The sequence below is a fragment of the Carnobacteriaceae bacterium zg-C25 genome (assembly GCA_017945845.1).
Taxonomy (GTDB): Bacteria; Bacillota; Bacilli; order Lactobacillales; family Aerococcaceae; genus WM01.
In genome coordinates this window covers 488091-507393 of the sequence record CP072828.1, presented here as the reverse complement: position 1 = coordinate 507393, position 19303 = coordinate 488091, and the positions used below count along the sequence as shown (strand labels likewise).

At 37.8% G+C, this 19303-nt stretch carries 21 protein-coding genes; 6 read left to right on the top strand and 15 right to left on the bottom strand.

Features of this window, described 5'->3' with window-relative positions:
* Positions 1-137: 137 nt before the first annotated feature.
* Both J7S27_02455 and J7S27_02450 read right to left on the bottom strand, forming a co-directional pair.
* The gene (locus J7S27_02455; protein ID QTU83399.1) at positions 138-1202 is read right to left on the bottom strand and encodes an aminopeptidase P family protein; all 1065 of its coding nucleotides are present in this window, start codon (positions 1200-1202) and stop codon (positions 138-140) included.
* A gap of 65 nt (positions 1203-1267) precedes the next feature.
* The gene (locus J7S27_02450) at positions 1268-1417 is read right to left on the bottom strand and encodes a hypothetical protein (GenBank protein ID QTU83398.1); all 150 of its coding nucleotides are present in this window, start codon (positions 1415-1417) and stop codon (positions 1268-1270) included.
* A gap of 129 nt (positions 1418-1546) precedes the next feature.
* On the opposite strand from J7S27_02450, the gene J7S27_02445 reads away from it, so the two are divergent.
* The 6 genes from J7S27_02445 (at position 1547) to lysA (ending at position 7698) form a co-directional block, all read left to right on the top strand.
* A complete protein-coding gene (locus tag J7S27_02445) occupies positions 1547-2281 on the top strand; it encodes a helix-turn-helix transcriptional regulator (protein ID QTU83397.1) in 735 nt (244 codons plus the stop codon).
* 313 nt (positions 2282-2594) lie between these two features.
* Positions 2595-3581 carry an aspartate-semialdehyde dehydrogenase gene (locus J7S27_02440; protein QTU83396.1) on the top strand — a complete coding sequence of 329 codons (987 nt, stop codon included), beginning with the start codon at positions 2595-2597 and terminating at the stop codon, positions 3579-3581.
* A gap of 28 nt (positions 3582-3609) precedes the next feature.
* Positions 3610-4515 (top strand): 4-hydroxy-tetrahydrodipicolinate synthase, encoded by a 906-nt coding sequence (locus J7S27_02435; GenBank protein QTU83395.1) that lies wholly within the window; start codon positions 3610-3612, stop codon positions 4513-4515.
* Positions 4515-5243, top strand: coding sequence for a 4-hydroxy-tetrahydrodipicolinate reductase (locus J7S27_02430; GenBank protein QTU83394.1), 729 nt, complete (start codon positions 4515-4517; stop codon positions 5241-5243). Before J7S27_02435 ends, J7S27_02430 begins: the two co-directional genes overlap by 1 nt.
* A gap of 112 nt (positions 5244-5355) precedes the next feature.
* Positions 5356-6393, top strand: a complete 1038-nt coding sequence (locus tag J7S27_02425) for an alanine racemase (GenBank protein QTU83393.1) — start codon at positions 5356-5358, stop codon at positions 6391-6393.
* Positions 6394-6402: 9 nt separating this feature from the next.
* A complete protein-coding gene (gene lysA, locus J7S27_02420) occupies positions 6403-7698 on the top strand; it encodes a diaminopimelate decarboxylase (GenBank protein QTU83392.1) in 1296 nt (431 codons plus the stop codon).
* Between the two features lie 156 nt (positions 7699-7854).
* Here lysA and J7S27_02415 read toward each other — a convergent pair whose 3' ends face one another.
* The 13 genes from J7S27_02415 to J7S27_02355 form a co-directional block, all read right to left on the bottom strand.
* Positions 7855-9366: a flavocytochrome c gene (locus J7S27_02415; protein QTU83391.1), complete on the bottom strand. Its 1512-nt coding sequence runs from the start codon at positions 9364-9366 to the stop codon at positions 7855-7857.
* Between the two features lie 214 nt (positions 9367-9580).
* A complete protein-coding gene (gene accA, locus J7S27_02410; protein QTU83390.1) occupies positions 9581-10372 on the bottom strand; it encodes an acetyl-CoA carboxylase carboxyl transferase subunit alpha in 792 nt (263 codons plus the stop codon).
* Positions 10359-11225: an acetyl-CoA carboxylase carboxyltransferase subunit beta gene (locus tag J7S27_02405; protein ID QTU83389.1), complete on the bottom strand. Its 867-nt coding sequence runs from the start codon at positions 11223-11225 to the stop codon at positions 10359-10361. Before J7S27_02405 ends, accA begins: the two co-directional genes overlap by 14 nt.
* A 20-nt stretch (positions 11226-11245) precedes the next feature.
* A complete protein-coding gene (accC, locus tag J7S27_02400) occupies positions 11246-12613 on the bottom strand; it encodes an acetyl-CoA carboxylase biotin carboxylase subunit (protein ID QTU83388.1) in 1368 nt (455 codons plus the stop codon).
* 4 nt (positions 12614-12617) lie between these two features.
* A complete protein-coding gene (gene fabZ / locus J7S27_02395; GenBank protein QTU83387.1) occupies positions 12618-13049 on the bottom strand; it encodes a 3-hydroxyacyl-ACP dehydratase FabZ in 432 nt (143 codons plus the stop codon).
* A 14-nt stretch (positions 13050-13063) separates the two neighbouring features.
* Positions 13064-13519, bottom strand: a complete 456-nt coding sequence (gene accB, locus J7S27_02390) for an acetyl-CoA carboxylase biotin carboxyl carrier protein (GenBank protein QTU83386.1) — start codon at positions 13517-13519, stop codon at positions 13064-13066.
* A gap of 35 nt (positions 13520-13554) precedes the next feature.
* Positions 13555-14796, bottom strand: a complete 1242-nt coding sequence (gene fabF / locus J7S27_02385) for a beta-ketoacyl-ACP synthase II (protein QTU83385.1) — start codon at positions 14794-14796, stop codon at positions 13555-13557.
* Between the two features lie 10 nt (positions 14797-14806).
* Complete coding sequence (gene fabG, locus J7S27_02380) at positions 14807-15538, bottom strand: 3-oxoacyl-[acyl-carrier-protein] reductase (protein QTU83384.1); 732 nt, start codon at positions 15536-15538, stop codon at positions 14807-14809.
* Between the two features lie 9 nt (positions 15539-15547).
* Complete coding sequence (gene fabD / locus J7S27_02375) at positions 15548-16468, bottom strand: ACP S-malonyltransferase (protein ID QTU83383.1); 921 nt, start codon at positions 16466-16468, stop codon at positions 15548-15550.
* A gap of 1 nt (position 16469) precedes the next feature.
* Positions 16470-17429: an enoyl-[acyl-carrier-protein] reductase FabK gene (fabK, locus tag J7S27_02370; GenBank protein QTU83382.1), complete on the bottom strand. Its 960-nt coding sequence runs from the start codon at positions 17427-17429 to the stop codon at positions 16470-16472.
* A gap of 80 nt (positions 17430-17509) precedes the next feature.
* Positions 17510-17737 carry an acyl carrier protein gene (locus J7S27_02365; GenBank protein ID QTU83381.1) on the bottom strand — a complete coding sequence of 76 codons (228 nt, stop codon included), beginning with the start codon at positions 17735-17737 and terminating at the stop codon, positions 17510-17512.
* 21 nt (positions 17738-17758) lie between these two features.
* Positions 17759-18733 carry a ketoacyl-ACP synthase III gene (locus J7S27_02360; protein ID QTU83380.1) on the bottom strand — a complete coding sequence of 325 codons (975 nt, stop codon included), beginning with the start codon at positions 18731-18733 and terminating at the stop codon, positions 17759-17761.
* Positions 18733-19200, bottom strand: a complete 468-nt coding sequence (locus J7S27_02355; protein ID QTU83379.1) for a MarR family transcriptional regulator — start codon at positions 19198-19200, stop codon at positions 18733-18735. The genes J7S27_02360 and J7S27_02355 overlap by 1 nt, the downstream gene beginning before the upstream one ends.
* Between the last annotated feature and the right edge of the window lie 103 nt (positions 19201-19303).

Genomic DNA, 19303 nt, shown 5'->3' with positions numbered 1-19303 from the left:
CGTTTTATAAGGCGTTAACCCTATTTGTCATAGAATCGTTAAATCACCACTATCTTTATACATTATCAACCCTATTTGACATAGAGCCTAAAAACATAAAACAAGCCGATAAATTATTATCGACTTGTCCGAGAAGGCTATAAAATAATTAATTCTTTAGTGGCTTTTGTAATCACTTTTGGTCCATCTTCAGTCATAAAAATGTCATCTTCAATACGTACGCCACCAATTCCCGGTATATAAATACCCGGCTCATTTGTAATAGCGTGCCCAACACTTAATACAGTTTCGCTTAAACGGTTTAATCCAGGTGCTTCATGTATTTCTAAACCAATACCATGACCTGTGGAATGTGTGAAATATTGACCATAACCACGTTTTGCAATATAATCACGTGCAATTTGATCAACTTCTTTACCTGTCATGCCTAAACGTATTTTGTCGTTCACTTCATTTTGTGCACCTAACACAACGGCATGAATATCGATTAATTCTTTGTGACGTGGTTGTCCTAAAGAAATCGTACGTGTCATATCAGAAACATAACCATTATAGTAACAACCGTAATCCAACGTAATAAAATCACCTGTTTCGATAACTTTTGATGAGGCTACACCATGTGGCATAGCTGAACGATGTCCACTGGCAACAATTGTATCAAAAGACACCCCTGATGCACCTAAACTGCGCATATAAAAATCCATTTTATTAGCGACTTCTAATTCAGTTATTCCAGGTTTAATTTCACCTAAAATATACTCAAAAGCTTTATCCGCAATGTTACATGCCTTTTCAATAATGGCAAATTCTTCTGCATCTTTAAATTCACGTAACGCTTCAATTATGCCACCCGCTTCAACTAATTCGCAATCTACAACAGATTTGACACGATTAAATTGTTGAACTGTTAAATTCGCATCTTCATATCCCAACACTTTAATTTGATTACTTGACACAATATGTGTTAATTCATTGTAAATAGGTCCCGTATTTTCAACTAATTCAAAACCAACACATTGTACTTTTGCTTGTTCGGTATAACGTGCATCCGTAATAAAGTAAGCTTTAGTTTGTGTAACAACAGCCATACCTGTTGTACCCGTAAAATTAGCAATATATCTTAAATTATATAAATTTGTAATTAATAAACCATCTAACTTTTCAACTTTTAGTTGATGTTGTAATTTTTCTAAACGTGTCATTTGTAACCTCCAAAACTTAATATATCTATTATAGCAAAAATAAATACAGATGACACATTTTAACATTAAATAAATTCAGGTGTATGACTAGACCCATTTTCCTTTTTCATATGCGTTAATTGAGATTGTTGCATTGTCATTAATAAAAATAATGTTCCTACTCCAATCGCTGCCATTAATACAATAATCATGTCTACTACAGATAATACTTCCATAACCTTCCACCTCGTTTACAATTTGTAAACACATTTTATAATTAAGTTTACAAAAAGTCAACATAAAAAGTTTACAATTTGGTTACAATTATGTATAATTAAGTCATTAATACGTTAGGAGTATTTTTTATGATTCAACTACCTGAAATGATTAACTATTTTAGAAAACAACACGACATGACTTTAGAGCAATTAGGTGAACATTTTGGAAAATCAAAATCAGCGATGTCCCGCTGGATTAAAGGAGATCGTAGTCCAATGGTCGACGATTTAATTCGCCTAGCCGATATTTTTCATACCGATGTTACAACGCTTCTATTTGGTTTAGACTATAAAACGGTAAAAACAACTGGGCAAATTGATTCACAAACAAAAGAATTGATTCAAACGATTAAACAATTACAACCTAATGAAAAAAAAGAAACGATTGTATTTGCAAAATCACTCATTGAAAAACGATCAGTTGCAAAACGCCATTTGTTCCCTATTCAAGTTGTCGAAGCGGTGGCTGCTGGTGTTGGATACAGTTACGACAATAATCAAACCACTACTTTTTATACAGATCGTGACAACTTAAAAACTTATGATGTGGCGACATTGGTATCTGGAGATAGTATGGAACCAGAAATCAAAAATGGCGATGTGATTTTACTGCAAAAAAATGTACATCATATTAGCGGACAAATTTATACGGTTGACTACAATGAAAAATCGTATGTAAAAAAAGTGTATTTTGAAAAAGATAATTTACGGTTAGTTTCTTTAAACGATAAATATGAGGACATTATCATTCCTTTAAATACACCGCACTATTTAAATATTGTTGGACAGGTAGTTGACCATTTTACACCGATAAATAATTAAACGATTAAAGCAGCTTCTTGTGTTTACAAAAGAGCTGTTTTTCTTTATAATAAACGTAGATTTTAGGATAGAGGCGCGAAAATCATGAGTAGTTTTAAGTAATGAAAGCAATCAGCTTAAAAGGAAAGGGATAATCGCCGAAATGTTTTATATGTTGCTTCATATAAAATGTTGGAATAGTCGTGAATAACGCCTATTTTGTCATTATCACTGATAATGGAGTGCTAGCCAATCGTAGATGTCTTTTTTTACACATTGACAAGACGATACACGGCTGTTTGTATCGTCTATTATTTTTTTAGGAGGAAAAATTATGGCAAACTTTGCTATTGTCGGCGCAACAGGTGTTGTTGGCCAAAAAATGATTAAACGTTTAGAAGAAAGCGCATTACCAGTAGAAAATTTATATTTATTGGCATCACATCGTTCAGCAGGGAAAACAATGCTATTTCGTGGAAAAGAATATGTTGTTGAAGAATTAACTGAACAATCATTCAATCGTCCAATTGACTATGCTCTATTTTCGGCAGGTGGCAAAACATCTTTACACTATGCACCAATCGCTGAACAAAACGGCGTTATCGTTATCGATAATTCAAGTGCTTGGCGTATGGATGACAGTATTGACTTAATCGTACCAGAATGTAATGTACCTTCATTACAACGTAAAATTATTGCCAATCCAAACTGCTCTACTATTCAATCTGTTGTTCCGCTAAAACCGTTACACGATGCTTTCGGCTTAAAACGTGTCGCTTACACAACTTACCAAGCCGTTTCAGGTTCTGGTCAAGCAGGAATTAACGATTTAATCAATGGCGCTAAAGGCGAAGCACCGACAAACTATCCACACCCAATTTATAATAATGTCCTACCGCATATTGATGTTTTCAATGACGAAGGCTATACAAAAGAAGAACTAAAAATGATTTTAGAAACAAAGAAAATCTTATCATTATCTGATGATGTTAAGATTACGGCTACTTGCGTGCGTGTGCCTATTTTAAATTCGCATAGTGTAGCCATCAACGTCACTTTTAATAAACCAACCACTGTTGACGAAATTCGTGCCATTTTAAAAAATGCACCAGGTGTTATTTTGGTGGATAACCCACAAAACAACGAATACCCTATGCCAATTCACGCAAACGATAGAGATGAAGTATTGGTCGGACGCATTCGTGTAGATCACTCTTTAGAAAACACGTTCCATATTTGGTGTGTTGGTGACAACATCCGTAAAGGTGCCGCAAGTAACACCGTTCAAATCGCAGAATTACTAGAACAACTTAAACAGTAATGGTATTGTTTTTTTAAAGGAGAATCTCATGACTCAACTATTTAGTGGCGTCGGTACGGCTGTTGCAACACCTATGTTTACTGACGGATCAATTGACTATCATAATTTTGACCGTTTAATTCAATCACAATTAGACAACGGTATACAGGGACTTGTCATTGCCGGAACGACTGGAGAAGGCGCTACACTGTCTCTTGAAGAAAAAATCAACTTATTAAAACGTGCCATTCAATTGCGCGGCAATCAAGCGTGTTCTCTTATTTTAGGGACTGGATCAAATAATACTGCCGTTGCCATTGAACATACTCGCGCTGCAAAAGAAGCTGGTGCCGATGCTGCACTTATCGTGACACCTTATTACAACAAAACAAGTCAACACGGTTTAGTTGCCCACTATTACGCAATTGCTGATGCCGTTGATTTACCAATTATCGTCTATAACGTACCGGGAAGAACAGGGATGACCGTTTTACCCGAAACACTTGGTAAGTTAGCAAAACATCCGAATATTGTTGGATTCAAAGATGCAACAGGTGATATGGAATACATGTCGAAAATTAAAAATGTTTTACTCGACAAACCTGAGTTTCGCTTATATTCTGGTGATGACGAGTCGTTTTTAGGTTATTTAGTTTTTGGTGGGCACGGTATTATTAGCGTGACATCAAACGTTTTACCAAAATCAGTTGCACATATTTATACACTTTATAAACAAGGCAAACTTGATGAAGCACGCGAATTTCAATTGCGACTATGTCCATTTATGAACACCTTTTTTGAAGACGTGAGCCCAGCACCAATGAAGGCACTATTGTATCATCTAGGTTATTCACAAGATGTTCTTCGTTTGCCGTTAGTGCCAACTACCGATTTTTATCGTCAACTCATTATTCAACAATACGAAGAACGCGTCGCAATGGAGGAAAGTTTATAATGAACATTATTTTAAGTGGTTACGGCGCGATGGGTAAAGTCGTCGACGAATTGGCTCGTGAAAACGGTCATACCGTGGTAGGTATTTTTTCAACCATTCCCATTGACAACTGCCCCTACCCCGTTGTTGATAAGGTCAATGATTTACCAAAAGCTGATGTCATCATTGATTTTTCACATCCCATTAATGTCACACCGCTATTGGAACAAGCACACGTCCATTTAACACCGATTGTCGTGGCAACAACAGGTGCACGAGAACATTTACAGCAATTAATGGCCGACGCTAGTCAACATATCTCTGTATTTTTCAGCGCCAATATGAGTTACGGTGTACACGTCTTTACACAATTATTAAAATATGCCGCACCGTTATTACAAGGCTACGACATTGAAATAATTGAACGACACCACAATCAAAAAGTGGACGCTCCAAGTGGTACAGCCATTAAATTATTAGAAGCGTTACAATCTGTAAATCCAGCCTTAACCCCTGTATATGATCGTTCACAGTTACACACTAAACGGTCTAACAATGAGGTCGGTATGAGCGTCGTTCGTGGTGGTACAATTGTCGGTGAACATGAAGTATTATTTGCTGGAGTCGATGAGGTTTTCGAATTAACGCATCGCGCACAATCAAAACGTATTTTTGCAGATGGTGCTCTACGTGCAGCATCAAAATTAATCGAAAAAAACTCTGGATTTTATGATTTCACCACCCTTTAATAAGACACATAAACAATCATGGTGGAGAATGCGCTAAAAAGCCATTCTCCATTATGCTTTATCCATTCCAACACCAATACAGTACATTTAATCATCATTAAGGAGAAAAACGTTGAAAAATCCTCAATTAACTATCAATTTAGCAGCACTAACTTATAACACTAAAATGGCAATGAACAAAACAAATGGTCATTTTTTTGCAAACGTTAGCCATAATGCTTTAAATCTCGGATTAAAACAAGTTGTGCGCACACTTTATCATTGTGGTGTTCGCTATTTTACAACTTATTCATTAAATGAAGCACGACAAATTCGAGAAATGTATGATGATGTTACCATTTTATATACGGGTATAACAACCGATTTCGATACATTACGCAACTACCGTATTGACGCTTACATTACCAGTTACGATTTTATTAAGGCGTACTATAAATATATGCACGACATTTCTTGGCATATACAATATGCAGGTACTACCCTTGTTGGTTGTCAAAACAATAAAGAACTGCTAGAAGTGTTAAAAAAGGCTTTAGAAAGCGAATTAACAATTGTTGGATTAGCAACACAATTACCGGCACCGACAGATAAAGAAATGTATGCAACAGCTAAAAATGAATGGTTGCAAATCATCGAATTACTATCGCAATTCCATTCATTTCAGTTCGTTCACGCACAAACGTGTGATACGCTAATTTATGAAAATGGGTTAATTGAAGGCAATACACATGCCCGTTTAACACAATTCATTTATGGCTTATTTAACAAAGAAAACGTTGCTTCTGTGATTACTTTAAAAGCAACCGTTTCACACATTACAACTGTACCCGCAGGTCAAAAAATCAATGATTTTATCGCAAATTCGCCTACACGTGTCGCAATTGTGAATATCGGATATGCAAATGGGTTAATTCCTTCTCGCCTACTCAATCATGACGTTATCATTAATGAAAAACGCTTTACATGCATCAGCATTTCTCCATATGAACTGATGATTATCGTTGATGAATCGGTTGATTTTGGGCATTCCGTTACCATTTACGACCAAACATTGCCTTTATATGAGCAAACGCACAAACAAAATTACACCGCTTTACAACAACTGACTAGTTTACAACACGACACATTACTCGTGAATTACATTATTTAAGAGGTATTTATGCAATTACATGGAACAGCAACAATTAATGAACTTGGACACTTAACCGTCGGTGGAGTCGATACGACTGAATTAGCCAAAGCATACGGGACACCGTTAATGATTTACGATGAAGCCTTAATTCGTGAGCAATGCCGGCGTTTTCATCGTGTATTAGAAAAATCCGGATTACACTATCACGTTTCCTATGCTAGTAAAGCATTTATGTGTAAAGCCATTGTTCGCATCATGCAAGAAGAAAATATGGGATTAGACGTTGTGTCAATTGGCGAATTATTTAACGCCCTTTCTGCCGATTTTAACCCTAAAAACATTCATCTTCACGGAAACAACAAAACAATCGAAGAATTACACTTTGCATTAGATAAGGGCATTGGATGTATCGTAATTGATAGTTTTGATGAAATTTCACGGTTAAATCAATTGGCAATGGATATGGGAAAAACACCTAATTGCTTACTGCGTGTGACGCCAGGCGTTGAAGCACATACCCACGAATTTATTTCAACAGGGTCAACGGATTCTAAATTTGGATTAAACATTGATAACGGTCAAGCCTTTGAAGGTGTAAAAGCGATATTAGATGCTTCGCACTTAAATTTAATCGGCTTACATTTCCATATCGGTTCACAAATTTTTGGAACAGACGGTACTCGCGTTGCCATCAATAAAGTATTTCAATTTTTCGATGTTTTAAAAAATAAATTGGATTTTACCGCGCAAGTTTTAAATATCGGCGGAGGCTTTGGTATCCGTTATACAAAAGATGATTTATCCTATCCAATCGAAACGGCTTTAGAAGAAATTGTGGAATCGTTAAAAAACGCAGCACAGCACTATCACTTACCAATTCCACAATTATGGCTAGAACCGGGACGCTCCATTGTTGGAGAAGCTGGCTATACTCTGTATTCAATTGGAACGATTAAACGTATCCCCAATGTACGAACCTACGTCTCTATTGATGGTGGGATGAGTGATCATATCCGCACCGCTTTGTACGGTGCTAAATACGAAGTGGCACTAGCCAATCGTATGAACGATAAACTTGAGGAAGTGGTGACATTTGCAGGTAAATGTTGTGAATCGGGCGATATGATAGCGTACGACATTGAAGTGCCGACACCTCAAATCAATGATTTGGCAGTTGTCAGTTGTACAGGTGCTTACCATTACGCAATGGCATCTAATTATAACCAAATGCTTCGCCCTGCCGTTGTATTGGTTAAAGACGGTCATCACAAACTCGCCATTAAACGCGAAACTTTAGAAGATATTATTAAAAATCAACTATAACCAGATAGAACACCGACATTTTCACTATCGAAAGGAAGATGCCGGCGTTTTTTGCTTGTATCATTTTTAGCGTTGGTGGAACGTCATATATAAAAAGGCAACGAATTGATTTAATTCGTTGCCTTTACTACTTGATTTATCATTTATTTATTCAAATTATTTCACAAATTCTGCTGCTTTTGTTCCGGCTTGTCGTCCGAAGATAATAATATCTGCAACTGCATTCCCACCGATACGGTTTGATCCGTGAATACCACCTGTTACTTCTCCGGCTGCATATAGACCTTTAATAACAGAACCGTCAGCTTTTAATACTTCTGTATTGGTATTAATTTTTAAACCACCCATTGTATGATGAACACCAGGTGCTACTTTGATTGCATAGAATGGCGCTTTACTTAAATCATGCTCCATAGCTGTTTTACGGCTAAATTCGGCATCATTTTTATTAGCCACCGCTTTATTCCAAGTGTCTAAGCTTGCTTTTACATTGTCAACTGGCATATCTAATTTTTTCGCTAATTCTTCAATGGTATCAGCTTTAACGACAAATCCTTTTGCTTCATATTGGGTAATTGCTTTTACACGACCTTTCAACGCTTCGTCAAATACAACGAATGCATGGTTTGGTGTTAAACTGTTAATGGCAGCTGAAACTTTATCACGTGTTTCCATTTCGTTAAAGAAACGTTTACCATCAGCATTTAATAAAATGGCACCTTCACCACGAACAGCTTCTGTAATTAAGTAAGATGTTTTTTGTTCAACAGATGGGTGAATTTGAATTTGATCCATATCAACAGTCATTGCACCTAATGTTTCTGCTAATTTAATACCATCCCCTGTTGTTCCTTTAGAGTTTGTTGTGACATAGCCTTTTAATTGTGGTTGGAATTTTGTAACCATTTCTGCATTGGCACCAAAACCACCTGTTGCTAAAATAACCGCTTTAGCTGAAATGCGTTTTTCTTCGCCGTTAATTTTAACAACAACACCTGAAACTGCACCGTTTGTTTGTGTAATATCAATAACATCGGCGTTTACAAAAGTTGGGATTTTACGACTTGTCACATTACCGTATAATCCATCTACTAAGTAACCACCAACTGCTGAACCATCTGCAGGACGGTGTGTACGTTTAACGCTCATACCACCTGTTGTTGTTAAATTGCTTAAATGAATGTTTAATGTATCTAACCAATCAATTGCTGCAGCTGAATGTTCTGTTAAAAAGCGTAACAAATCTTTATCATTTGTATTTTTTCCACCTTTTAAACTTTCTTCAAAGAATTTTTGATTTTCATCAACAATGCCTTGTTCTTTTTGATATTTGGTTTCTGAAGCGTTCATACCGGCAGAAGATTTTGCCGTATTTCCACCAATAACGGGGAGCTTTTCAAAAATAGCAACATTTGCTCCTGCATCTTTTGCAGAAATTGCTGCTGCCATACCTGCACCACCAGAACCAACAATAACAACATCATACTGATCTTTTAACTCTTTTGGGTCAGTATATGTTTTTTCAGAAGCGCCTGTTACGGCTTCTGCTTTTTTAGCAGCCGTTGTTGTCGTTGTGGCTTCTTGTTTTGCGGTATTACCACATGCCGCTAACGCAACCCCTGTCACTAATATCACCATAATGGCAAATAATCGTTTCAAAATTTTCATAATAGCCTCCTAATATTTTTGTTTGTGAAATTTTGAACTTATACGTATATTGTATAATATTTCACAAAAAATGCAAGTGCTTTCACTCGCTTTATGATCGTTACAATAACCCATTATCTGCAACATAAAAATAAACGGTAACGACATAACTAACGTTACATCACTACCGTTTACGAGCCATCAATTTTATTAACATCGTAATCTTTTTTTGTCATTAAAACGCTCTAAACCGTTCTTGTCGATGCTGTCTAATCGCTTCTTTACTATACGTACTAAAGTGTAATAAATCATCGAGTAATTGTTGTTTTACACGTTGCACCACTTCATCTTGTGGGAGAAAACGTCGGTGGCTACGTCCTTTTGTTTCATCAAAAATACCATCAATGACGTTCAATTCTTTTAAATAGGCAGGTGTCAATTTCATCACTTCAGCAGCCTGCCCCGCTTTTGAAGCGTCTTTCCATAAAATTGCTGCAAATCCTTCGGGTGATAAAACAGAATACATGCTATGTTCCATCATGTACACTTTGTTTCCTACTGCTAACCCAAGTGCTCCACCACTACCCCCTTCACCAATAATAATGGAAATAACAGGGACAGTTAATTGACTCATCAACATGAGATTGGTCGCAATCGCTTCACCAATGCCGCGACTTTCTGACTCACTACTACAATATGCTCCAGCTGTATTGACAAACGTAATAATTGGGCGATTGAATTTTTCAGCTTGTTTCATTAAGCGTGCTGCTTTTCGATAGCCTTCGGGTAAAGGAGACCCAAAATTACAAGCAATATTTTCAGACAAGTCTCTACCTTTTTGTGTGCCAATAACGGTAACGGGTTGATGGTCTAAAAAAGCAATACCACCAACAATTGCCTTGTCATCAGCATAGTGACGATCACCGTGCATTTCAATAAAATCGGTGAAGAGTAAATCAATCCACTCACGTGTTGTTAAGCGCTTTTGGTCGCGTGCTAGAGAGACAATTTGACTAGCTGTTTTCATGAGTTCCTCCTTTACAATGCAGCGATAGGACATCACTTAAAAATGTAGGCAATAATTGGCGTTTCACGATACAATCCACAAATCCATTTTGCTGTACAACTTCTGCTGATTGAAAATTATCCGGCAATTTTTCTTTGATCGTTTGCTCTATAACACGACGCCCTGCGAACCCTATTGTCGTATATGGTTCTGCTACAATAATATCTGCTTCCATTGCAAAACTTGCCGTTACGCCGCCTGTGGTTGGATCGGTCAATACGGCAACATACAAAAGCCCCGCGTTTGAATGATTGGCAACAGCCGTACTAATTTTTGCCATTTGCATGAGTGAAATAATCCCTTCTTGCATACGCGCTCCACCGGAAGCACAAAACAACACAACGGGTAAAGACAACTCGGTTGCTCGTTCAAACAGTGTCGTAATTTTTTCACCAACGACACTACCCATGCTTCCCATCATAAACTGCGTATCCATTACACCAATGGCGCACGGATACCCTGAAAGTGTCGCTTGCCCAATCACTACGCCTTCGTTTAAACCTGTTTTTTCTTGTAACGCTTCAATTTTTTGAATATAGTCGGGAAAATCAAGCGGGTTCGCAATTGGCATATCAATTAGCCATTCGATAAATGACGACTCATCAACCGTTTCAGACAAACGCTCTTCTGCATGCATTCGATAACCGTATCCACACGCTCCACAAATTTTTAACGTATCCATATCTGGTAAATAATGGATGGTTTGGCAATGCGGACACTTCCCCCATAATCCATCGGGGATTGCGGATTGTCTTTGGCGTAAATCTTGTTGTGTTGGTAAAGTAATATATTTTCGTTTTTTAAAAGGATTCATTTCTTCTCCTTAATTTTAAACTATTCGGATGCTTTCATAAACTTGGGCAAAAATTGTGTTTGTAAATAATCCGTATCAAATTCGCCGTTTATAAAAGCCTCATCTTCTAAAATGGCTTCTTGGAAAGATACGTTTGTCGTAATCCCTTCGATAGCCAATTCGTCTAACGCACGTTTCATTTTTGCAATAGCTTGTTGTCGATTTTGACCGTTTACAATAACTTTAGCAATCATCGAGTCATAAAACGGCGGAATGGTGTACCCTTGATACATCGCACTTTCCACACGTAACCCGTTCCCGCCAGTTGGCAAGTATAAAAAGTCTAACTTACCCGAACTTGCCATAAAGTTTTGTTTCGGATTTTCTGCATTAATACGACATTCGATCGTATGCCCCGTTAAAACAACGTCTTTTTGTTCAATCGTTAACTTTTCGCCACTAGCAATGCGTAATTGCCATTCGACTAAATCAATTCCTGTTGCCATTTCAGTGACAGGATGCTCGACTTGAATACGCGTATTCATTTCCATAAAATAAAAATTTTTATTTTGATCGACTAAAAACTCAATCGTTCCTGCATTTTCATAGTTCACTTGCTTTGCTGCCAAAACGGCTGCTTTGCCCATCTGTTGCCGTAATTCTTCCGTTAAGTACGTTGACGGTGTTTCTTCTAATACTTTTTGGTGGTTTCGTTGCAATGAACAATCACGTTCACCAACATGAATGACCTGATGGTAACGGTCTGCTAAAATTTGAAATTCAATGTGACGTGCCTGTTCAATGATTTTTTCCATATACATTCGGCCATCACCAAATGCTGCCTTGGCTTCACCTTGCGCTGTTTGAAAGGCAGAGATTAAATCTTCTTGTTGGTAGACTTTGCGCATGCCCTTTCCACCACCACCAGCAACTGCCTTTAAAATCACTGGATAGCCAAGCTCGTTTGCCCATTTAACTGCGTCATCTTCATTTTCTAAAAAAGTGTCGCTACCCGGAATAACGGGGACACCAGCTGCCATCATCGTTTCACGTGCATTGGCTTTATCACCCATTAAATTGATCACATCAGCACTAGGACCAATAAATTTAATATGCAACGCTTCACACATTTTCGCAAATTCCGCATTTTCGGATAAAAACCCAAAACCTGGATGAATCGCATCAGCACCCGTAACAACTGCTGCACTTAAAATCGCCGTTTTATTCAAGTAAGATTCACTTGAACGATGCGGTCCAACACAAATGGCTTCATCTGCCAATAATACATGTAATGCCGTTTTATCCGCTTGCGAATAAATGGCAACGGTTTGAATGCCTAACTCTTTACACGCTTTAATCACGCGTACAGCAATTTCACCACGATTAGCAATTAAAACTTTTTTTAACATATGTTTATCTTCCAATAATAAAGGTCAATTCTGCTTCTGCGACTTTTTTATCGCCAACAAACGCTTGACCGTAACCAATACCTGCATACGTTTTTAATTTGACAATGTCCACTTGTAAACGTAGCACATCACCTGGAACCACTTTTTGACGGAATTTCACTTTATTGACGCCGCCTAGGTAAGCCGTTTGCCCTTTAAATGACTCCATTTTTAACAACGGAATTGAGCCTGCTTGCGCCAACGCTTCAATAATAAATACCCCCGGTAATACTGGTTCACCCGGAAAATGACCTTGGAAAACTTGTTCATTGATCGTCACATTTTTTGTACAAACGACGTGTTTCCCTTCTTCTAATTCATCGACACGATCGATAAATAAAATTGGAAAACGATTTGGAATAATGTCCATTACTTCTTGAGCACTTAATACTGCCATAATTCTTTTCTCCTTTAGCTAATACGAAATAGGGGTTGCCCAAACTCTACAATTTCTTGATTTTCAACGAGTACGGCACTAATCGTACCGGCTACATCACTTTTAATTTCATTCATGATTTTCATTGCTTCAACGATACATAACACATCGCCAACAGCCACCACATCACCTACTTTTTTAAATGTTGGTGCATCGGGTGAAGGTGCTAAATACGCCACACCCACTAACGGACTATTGACCGTCTGACCCGTTTCAATCGGCGACACATCGCTAGTTTCTTTTGATGTTTCAACAAATTTCATTGGTGTTTCTTCTGTTTTAACTATTTCTGCAACCGGTACTTGACGAACGACATCCGCTTGATCCCGTTTTGACAACGTCAATGAAAAATCATTTTGCTGAATATCCAAATACATTAAATCAGACGCATTTAACGTCTCAATCAATGTTTTAATTTCTTCAAATTTCATATTTTACCTCTTTATGTTGTGTTGGTATCTGCTCGTTATTGTATAAACTTTTTAAAACACAATACGGCATTATGACCACCAAAACCTAATGAATTACTAATGGCATACGTTGCTTGGCATTGTCGAGCAACATTTGGAATATAGTCTAAATCGCATAATTCATCTTTCACTTGATAATTGGCTGTTGGTGGCAACACACCTTCTTGTAACGCTTTAACGCATGCAATTGCTTCAATAGCACCTGCACCACCAAGCAAATGCCCCGTCATACTTTTCGTACTTGAAATGGCTACTTTTGTGGCATGCTCTTTAAAGGCATATTTAATAGCGGTTGTTTCAGATGAATCGTTGGTCGGTGTACTTGTCCCATGTGCATTAATATAATCGACTTGTTGCGGTGTAATACCCGCTTCATCAAGCGCTAATTGAATTGCTTTTCCTGCACCCGATCCATCAGGCGTTGGAGCAGTCATATGATAAGCGTCCGAATTACTACCGTAACCAACAACTTCAGCATAAATTTTTGCACCACGCTTTTGCGCATGCTCCAAACTTTCTAAAATTAAGGTGGCACCACCTTCACCCATTACAAAACCGTTACGCTCTTGATCAAAGGGCATTGACGCACGATCTGGATTAGTTGATGTAGACAACGCCGTTAATGCAGCAAAACCCGCAATACCGATTTCACAAATGGTACCTTCTGAACCACCTGCAATAATGACATCACTATAACCATGCTTAATATGACGAAACGCTTCGCCAATCGCATTCGTTGAAGACGCACATGCTGTCACAATATCTAACGATATCCCTTTAGCACCGACTTTCATGGACACATTACCTGCTGCCATATTCCCAATCGTCAACGGAACAAACAACGGTGGCACACGCTTTGGTCCTTTATCGTGCATTTTCACAATACCACTTTGCATGTCGTTTAAACCACCAATTCCCGAACTCATCATGACACCGACACGTTCAACATTTGTTTGTGTGGCTAAATCGGCTAAACCTGCATCATTTAATGCTTCAACCGCACTGGCTACGGCATACTGTGAAAAAAGATCCATACGTTTGTATTCTTTTCGATCCATGGTTAATGTAGGGTCAAAATCTTTAACTTCAGCAGCCAACGCAATACCGGTTTGGCTAGCATCAAACTTTGTAATGGGTGCAATCCCATGTTTACCGGCTTTTAAATTTTCCCAATACGTCTTTACATCGTTCCCAATAGGTGTAATGGCACCTAAACCTGTAATCACTACTCTATTCATTATTCGCTCCTTACATGTACATACCGCCATTTACGGCTAACACTTGTCCTGTTACATATTTTGCTTGTGCTAAATAAAGGGTTGCTTGGGCAATTTCATCTGCATACCCAATACGTTTTAACGGTATGCTTTCAACCATTGCTTTTTTCACATCTTCACTCAATACATCCGTCATATCGGATTCAATATACCCCGGAGCAATGGCGTTAACTGTAACACCACGCGAGGCTAATTCACGAGCTGCTGATTTGGTCATACCGATTAATCCCGCTTTACTGGCTGAATAGTTGACTTGCCCAATATTTCCCGCTTGCCCGACAACACTCGACACATTAATGATGGCACCTGAACGTTGTTTTAACATTACTGGTGCGACATGTCGTAAAATATTAAACGCACCTTTTAAATTAATGTCTTGCACCACATCAAAATCATCTTCACTCATGCGTAGCAACAATTGATCACGTGTAATACCAGCATTATTGACAACGACATCAATCGTACCAAACGTATCTTTAATCGTTTTTACACTTTCTTTTGCCCAATTAAAATCACTCACATCACCTAATAACACGAGCGTTTGCACACCGTAACTTTCGATTTCAGCAACTAGCTCTTGAGATACATTTGTGCGAGCGTTTAACACAATATTCGCTCCCTCTTTAGCAAACGCTACAGCAATCGCTTTTCCAATACCACGTGAACTCCCCGTCACAAACACTGTTTTATTTTTTAAACTCATGTTTTACCTCTATTGCAACAACGCTAATACCGTTTCAAATGTTTCTACATTTTCGACATGCAACGTCGTTACCTCTTTATTTATTTTTTGTACAAATTTACTCAACACTTTTTTCGGACCGATTTCAATAAACGTATCCACACCTTCATTTAACATGTATGCAATACTTTCTTCAAAACGTACTGGACTAACAATTTGCTCAGCCAGTACATCACTTAAATCATCTCTTGTACTAATATCAGTCGCCGTTAAATTGCCAACGACCTTTTTAATCCCTTTGTCAAATACGTGTTGGTTTAAATACGGCATTAATTTTTCTTTGGCACTCATCATTAACGGTGTATGAAACGCTCCACTAACGACAAGTGGCAAACATTTTTTATAGCCAAGTTCGATAAACTTTTCTTTAGCTTTATCAACCGCTTTTTGATGACCTGAAATGACGATTTGTCCCGGCATATTATAGTTAGCGGGAAACACTTGATACATGTCATCACTCATCTCTTGACAAACCGACAACACCACGTCTTTAGGCGTATTCATGACGGCTAACATCCCTGAAACGTGTTCGTAAGAGGCAATTTCCATAAATTTTCCTCGTTTTTCCAACAAATGCAACCCATCTTCAAACGACAGCACCTTTGCATCCACTAACGCCGAATATTCGCCTAAACTTAAGCCAGCATTCACGTCACTTGTGATGTGGTGTTGTTGCAATAACTTTGCTATAGCAGTGCTCAATGTAAATACCGCCACCTGTGTAAAGCGCGTTTGGTTTAATTGTTCTTGCGACAACGCTAATACATCGTACCCTAAAATAGATTGCGCTCTATCATACACATTTTTCACGATTTCATATTTTTGCGCTAAATCAACACCCATATTTTCATATTGAGCACCTTGCCCACTAAATAAAAATCCAATGCCCATATTAATGACTCCACAATGCTGCTTTTTCTAAAATGACTTGTCGACATTCATTTACCATTTCTTCTAAAATTTCAGCACACGTTTGTTCTTTATGAATTAAGCCAGCAATTTGTCCTGCCATCATTGAGCCATTATCTTTATCCCCATCGATGACTGCACGGCGTAATGCCCCTTTGCCTAAAGCTTCTAATCGTGCAAAATCTGGAGATGCTTTACTCGTTTCTTCTTTTTCAGCTTGTAAATACGTGCGTGTTAATTTATTTCGTAAGACACGAACGGGATGCCCCGTAATTTGTCCAGTAATCACCGTATCAATATCTTTTGCTTTAATGACGGCTTGTTTAAAATTGTCATGTGCGTGACATTCTTTCGCTACGATAAAGCGTGTCCCAATTTGTATAGCGCTTGCTCCCATCATCAGTGCAGCAGCCATTCCACGACCATCACCAATACCACCGGCTGCAATAACGGGAATCGATACAGCGTCCACTACTTGAGGCAATAGTGCCATGGTTGTCGTTTTACCGATATGCCCACCCGCTTCCATTCCTTCAACAATAATGGCATGCGCTCCATCTTTTTCCATACGCTTGGCTAATGCAACAGACGCCACCACTGGAATAACGGTAATGCCAAACGCTTTGAATTTTTCCATATATTTCCCCGGACTACCCGCTCCAGTTGTCACTACCTTTACACCACTTTCACAAATCACATCAATCACGTCTTCAACATGTGGATTGAGTAGCATAATATTCACACCAAACACGTTGTTCGTTTTGGCTTTCGTCTCTTCGATTTTTTGACGGACAACATCCGCAGGATCATGACCCGTTCCAATAATACCTAATCCACCGGCGTTGGATACAGCACTGGCTAAATTTGCGTCTGCTACCCATGCCATTGCACCTTGAAAAATCGGGTATTGGATACCTAATAAATTACAAATTGTGTTTTGCATAACTTCTCCTAAAAACTTTGAATATCAAAATATATACTTTTATGAAATCCCGTAACTAAAGTGCTACGGGATTTTCAGTATTATTTATTATTGTCTACGAATGTTACTAAATCACTAACTGTTTCAAAGCCAGCTTCAACATCAATTTCTACACCAAATTCATCTTCAATATCGTTAATGACTTGGAATAAATCTAAGCTATCCGCTTCTAAATCTGTTTTAATATTTGTTGTTAACGTCACTTCTTCAGGTTCTTTACCTAATTGATCTACGATAATTGCTTGAATTTTTTCAAAAGTTGCTGACATTTGTTTGTCCTCCGAATTGTTTTATAGTGTTATAATTAAAGCGCCCCACGTTAAGCCCCCACCGAAACCGATGAGCATCACTTTTTGCGCTTGATTTAAAGTGATTGCCCCGTTACAAATCCATTCATCTAATAAAATGGGTAACGTTGCAGCTGAAGTATTGCCGTATTTATCAATATTCATTGGAAATCGTTCGATTGGTAGATGAACTTTTTTCGCAATAATATCAATCATACGAGCATTTGCTTGATGACATAAATAATAGTCAATTTCCTGTGCATTTAAATTGGCCAATTGCAATGTCTCTTGAATTAATTTTGGTACTTTTCGCGTAGCAAAATTAAAAATTTCACGACCATCCATACTCAATTTATCAACAAGGACATCTTCTCGTTGCGCGATTGGATTGATAAGTGGTAAATGATGTGCCGTTAAACACTCATGTTTTGTGCCATCACTTCCCATATTGGCTACGTCAATTAGTGGTGTATCACTTTTTTGCAGTAACACTGCTCCAGCACCATCTCCAAACAAGACGGTACTATTGCGGTTTGTCCAGTCTAATAGCTTTGACATAACTTCAGCACCAATCACTAATCCATATTCATATTGTCCGCTATTCATTAAACCATCTGCTGTTGATAACGCATAAATAAATCCACTACACGCTCCATTGACATCAAAGGCAAATGCATTTGTTGCACCAATTGTATTTTGTACCATACAGGCAACACTTGGACTAATATAATCTGGGCTCATTGTTGCAACGATAATAAAACCAACTTTTTCAGGTGATACCCCTGCTCGTTTCAGTGCAACTTGTGCTGCTTTTGAAGCAAGAGCAGATGTATTTTCATTCTCACTTAGGTAACGTGACACAATACCCGTACGTTGATAAATCCAATCGTGATTTGTATCAAAATAGGCTTTTAAATCATCGTTGAGTACCTTTTTTGGTGGAATGTATGTTCCTGTTGCAATGATGTTACTTCCCATTATTTACGTTTAGACATTTTTTGTTCACGCTGTTTTGCCATTAAATAATGATGTAAATTTTCTAACCCTTTTGTTAAGGCTGCAACTTGTGCATCATCCATATCTTGTAATGTTTCCACTACCATTTCTTTATGGAATTTTGCGTGCAATCGAAAAAGTAATTTACCTCTTTTGGTTAATTTCAAGCGTACAAAGCGACGGTCATTATCACGCTTCACGCGTTCAACATAGCCTTTTTTCACTAAATTATTCACCGCAACAGTCAATGTGCCCACAGTAATATTTAACCGATTGGCTACTTGTGTTGAAGTTAATTCTTCATGCAACCCAATGGCTTCAATTGTGTGCATTTCTTTAATGGATAAATCCGAAAATTGACTGACACGTAGTGCCGTTTCTTCAATGTCCAAAATTTCATTAAATACTTTTACCAAATATTGATTAATTACGTCTAATGAATTCGCCAATGTCCATACTCCTTTTTTATCGCCATCAAACTATTTTGATATTCAAATAGTTTGATAATCGAATTATACATCGTTTTTTTTATTTGTCAACTCATTATCAAAA

Bases quoted from the DNA above. Each gene is read 5' to 3' on its own strand.
- J7S27_02360 (QTU83380.1), bottom strand. From the start codon at position 18,733: ATGGGAAGTAACATCATTGCAACAGGAACATACATTCCACCAAAAAAG.
- J7S27_02415 (QTU83391.1), bottom strand. From the start codon at position 9,366: ATGAAAATTTTGAAACGATTATTTGCCATTATGGTGATATTAGTGACA.
- J7S27_02365 (QTU83381.1), bottom strand. From the start codon at position 17,737: ATGTCAGCAACTTTTGAAAAAATTCAAGCAATTATCGTAGATCAATTA.
- J7S27_02435 (QTU83395.1), top strand. From the start codon at position 3,610: ATGACTCAACTATTTAGTGGCGTCGGTACGGCTGTTGCAACACCTATG.
- J7S27_02455 (QTU83399.1), bottom strand. From the start codon at position 1,202: ATGACACGTTTAGAAAAATTACAACATCAACTAAAAGTTGAAAAGTTA.
- J7S27_02430 (QTU83394.1), top strand. From the start codon at position 4,515: ATGAACATTATTTTAAGTGGTTACGGCGCGATGGGTAAAGTCGTCGAC.
- fabK (QTU83382.1), bottom strand. From the start codon at position 17,429: ATGCAAAACACAATTTGTAATTTATTAGGTATCCAATACCCGATTTTT.
- J7S27_02440 (QTU83396.1), top strand. From the start codon at position 2,595: ATGGCAAACTTTGCTATTGTCGGCGCAACAGGTGTTGTTGGCCAAAAA.
- J7S27_02450 (QTU83398.1), bottom strand. From the start codon at position 1,417: ATGGAAGTATTATCTGTAGTAGACATGATTATTGTATTAATGGCAGCG.
- J7S27_02445 (QTU83397.1), top strand. From the start codon at position 1,547: ATGATTCAACTACCTGAAATGATTAACTATTTTAGAAAACAACACGAC.
- J7S27_02405 (QTU83389.1), bottom strand. From the start codon at position 11,225: ATGAATCCTTTTAAAAAACGAAAATATATTACTTTACCAACACAACAA.
- fabZ (QTU83387.1), bottom strand. From the start codon at position 13,049: ATGGCAGTATTAAGTGCTCAAGAAGTAATGGACATTATTCCAAATCGT.
- fabD (QTU83383.1), bottom strand. From the start codon at position 16,468: ATGGGCATTGGATTTTTATTTAGTGGGCAAGGTGCTCAATATGAAAAT.
- accC (QTU83388.1), bottom strand. From the start codon at position 12,613: ATGTTAAAAAAAGTTTTAATTGCTAATCGTGGTGAAATTGCTGTACGC.
- fabG (QTU83384.1), bottom strand. From the start codon at position 15,538: ATGAGTTTAAAAAATAAAACAGTGTTTGTGACGGGGAGTTCACGTGGT.
- fabF (QTU83385.1), bottom strand. From the start codon at position 14,796: ATGAATAGAGTAGTGATTACAGGTTTAGGTGCCATTACACCTATTGGG.
- accA (QTU83390.1), bottom strand. From the start codon at position 10,372: ATGAAAACAGCTAGTCAAATTGTCTCTCTAGCACGCGACCAAAAGCGC.
- accB (QTU83386.1), bottom strand. From the start codon at position 13,519: ATGAAATTTGAAGAAATTAAAACATTGATTGAGACGTTAAATGCGTCT.
- lysA (QTU83392.1), top strand. From the start codon at position 6,403: ATGCAATTACATGGAACAGCAACAATTAATGAACTTGGACACTTAACC.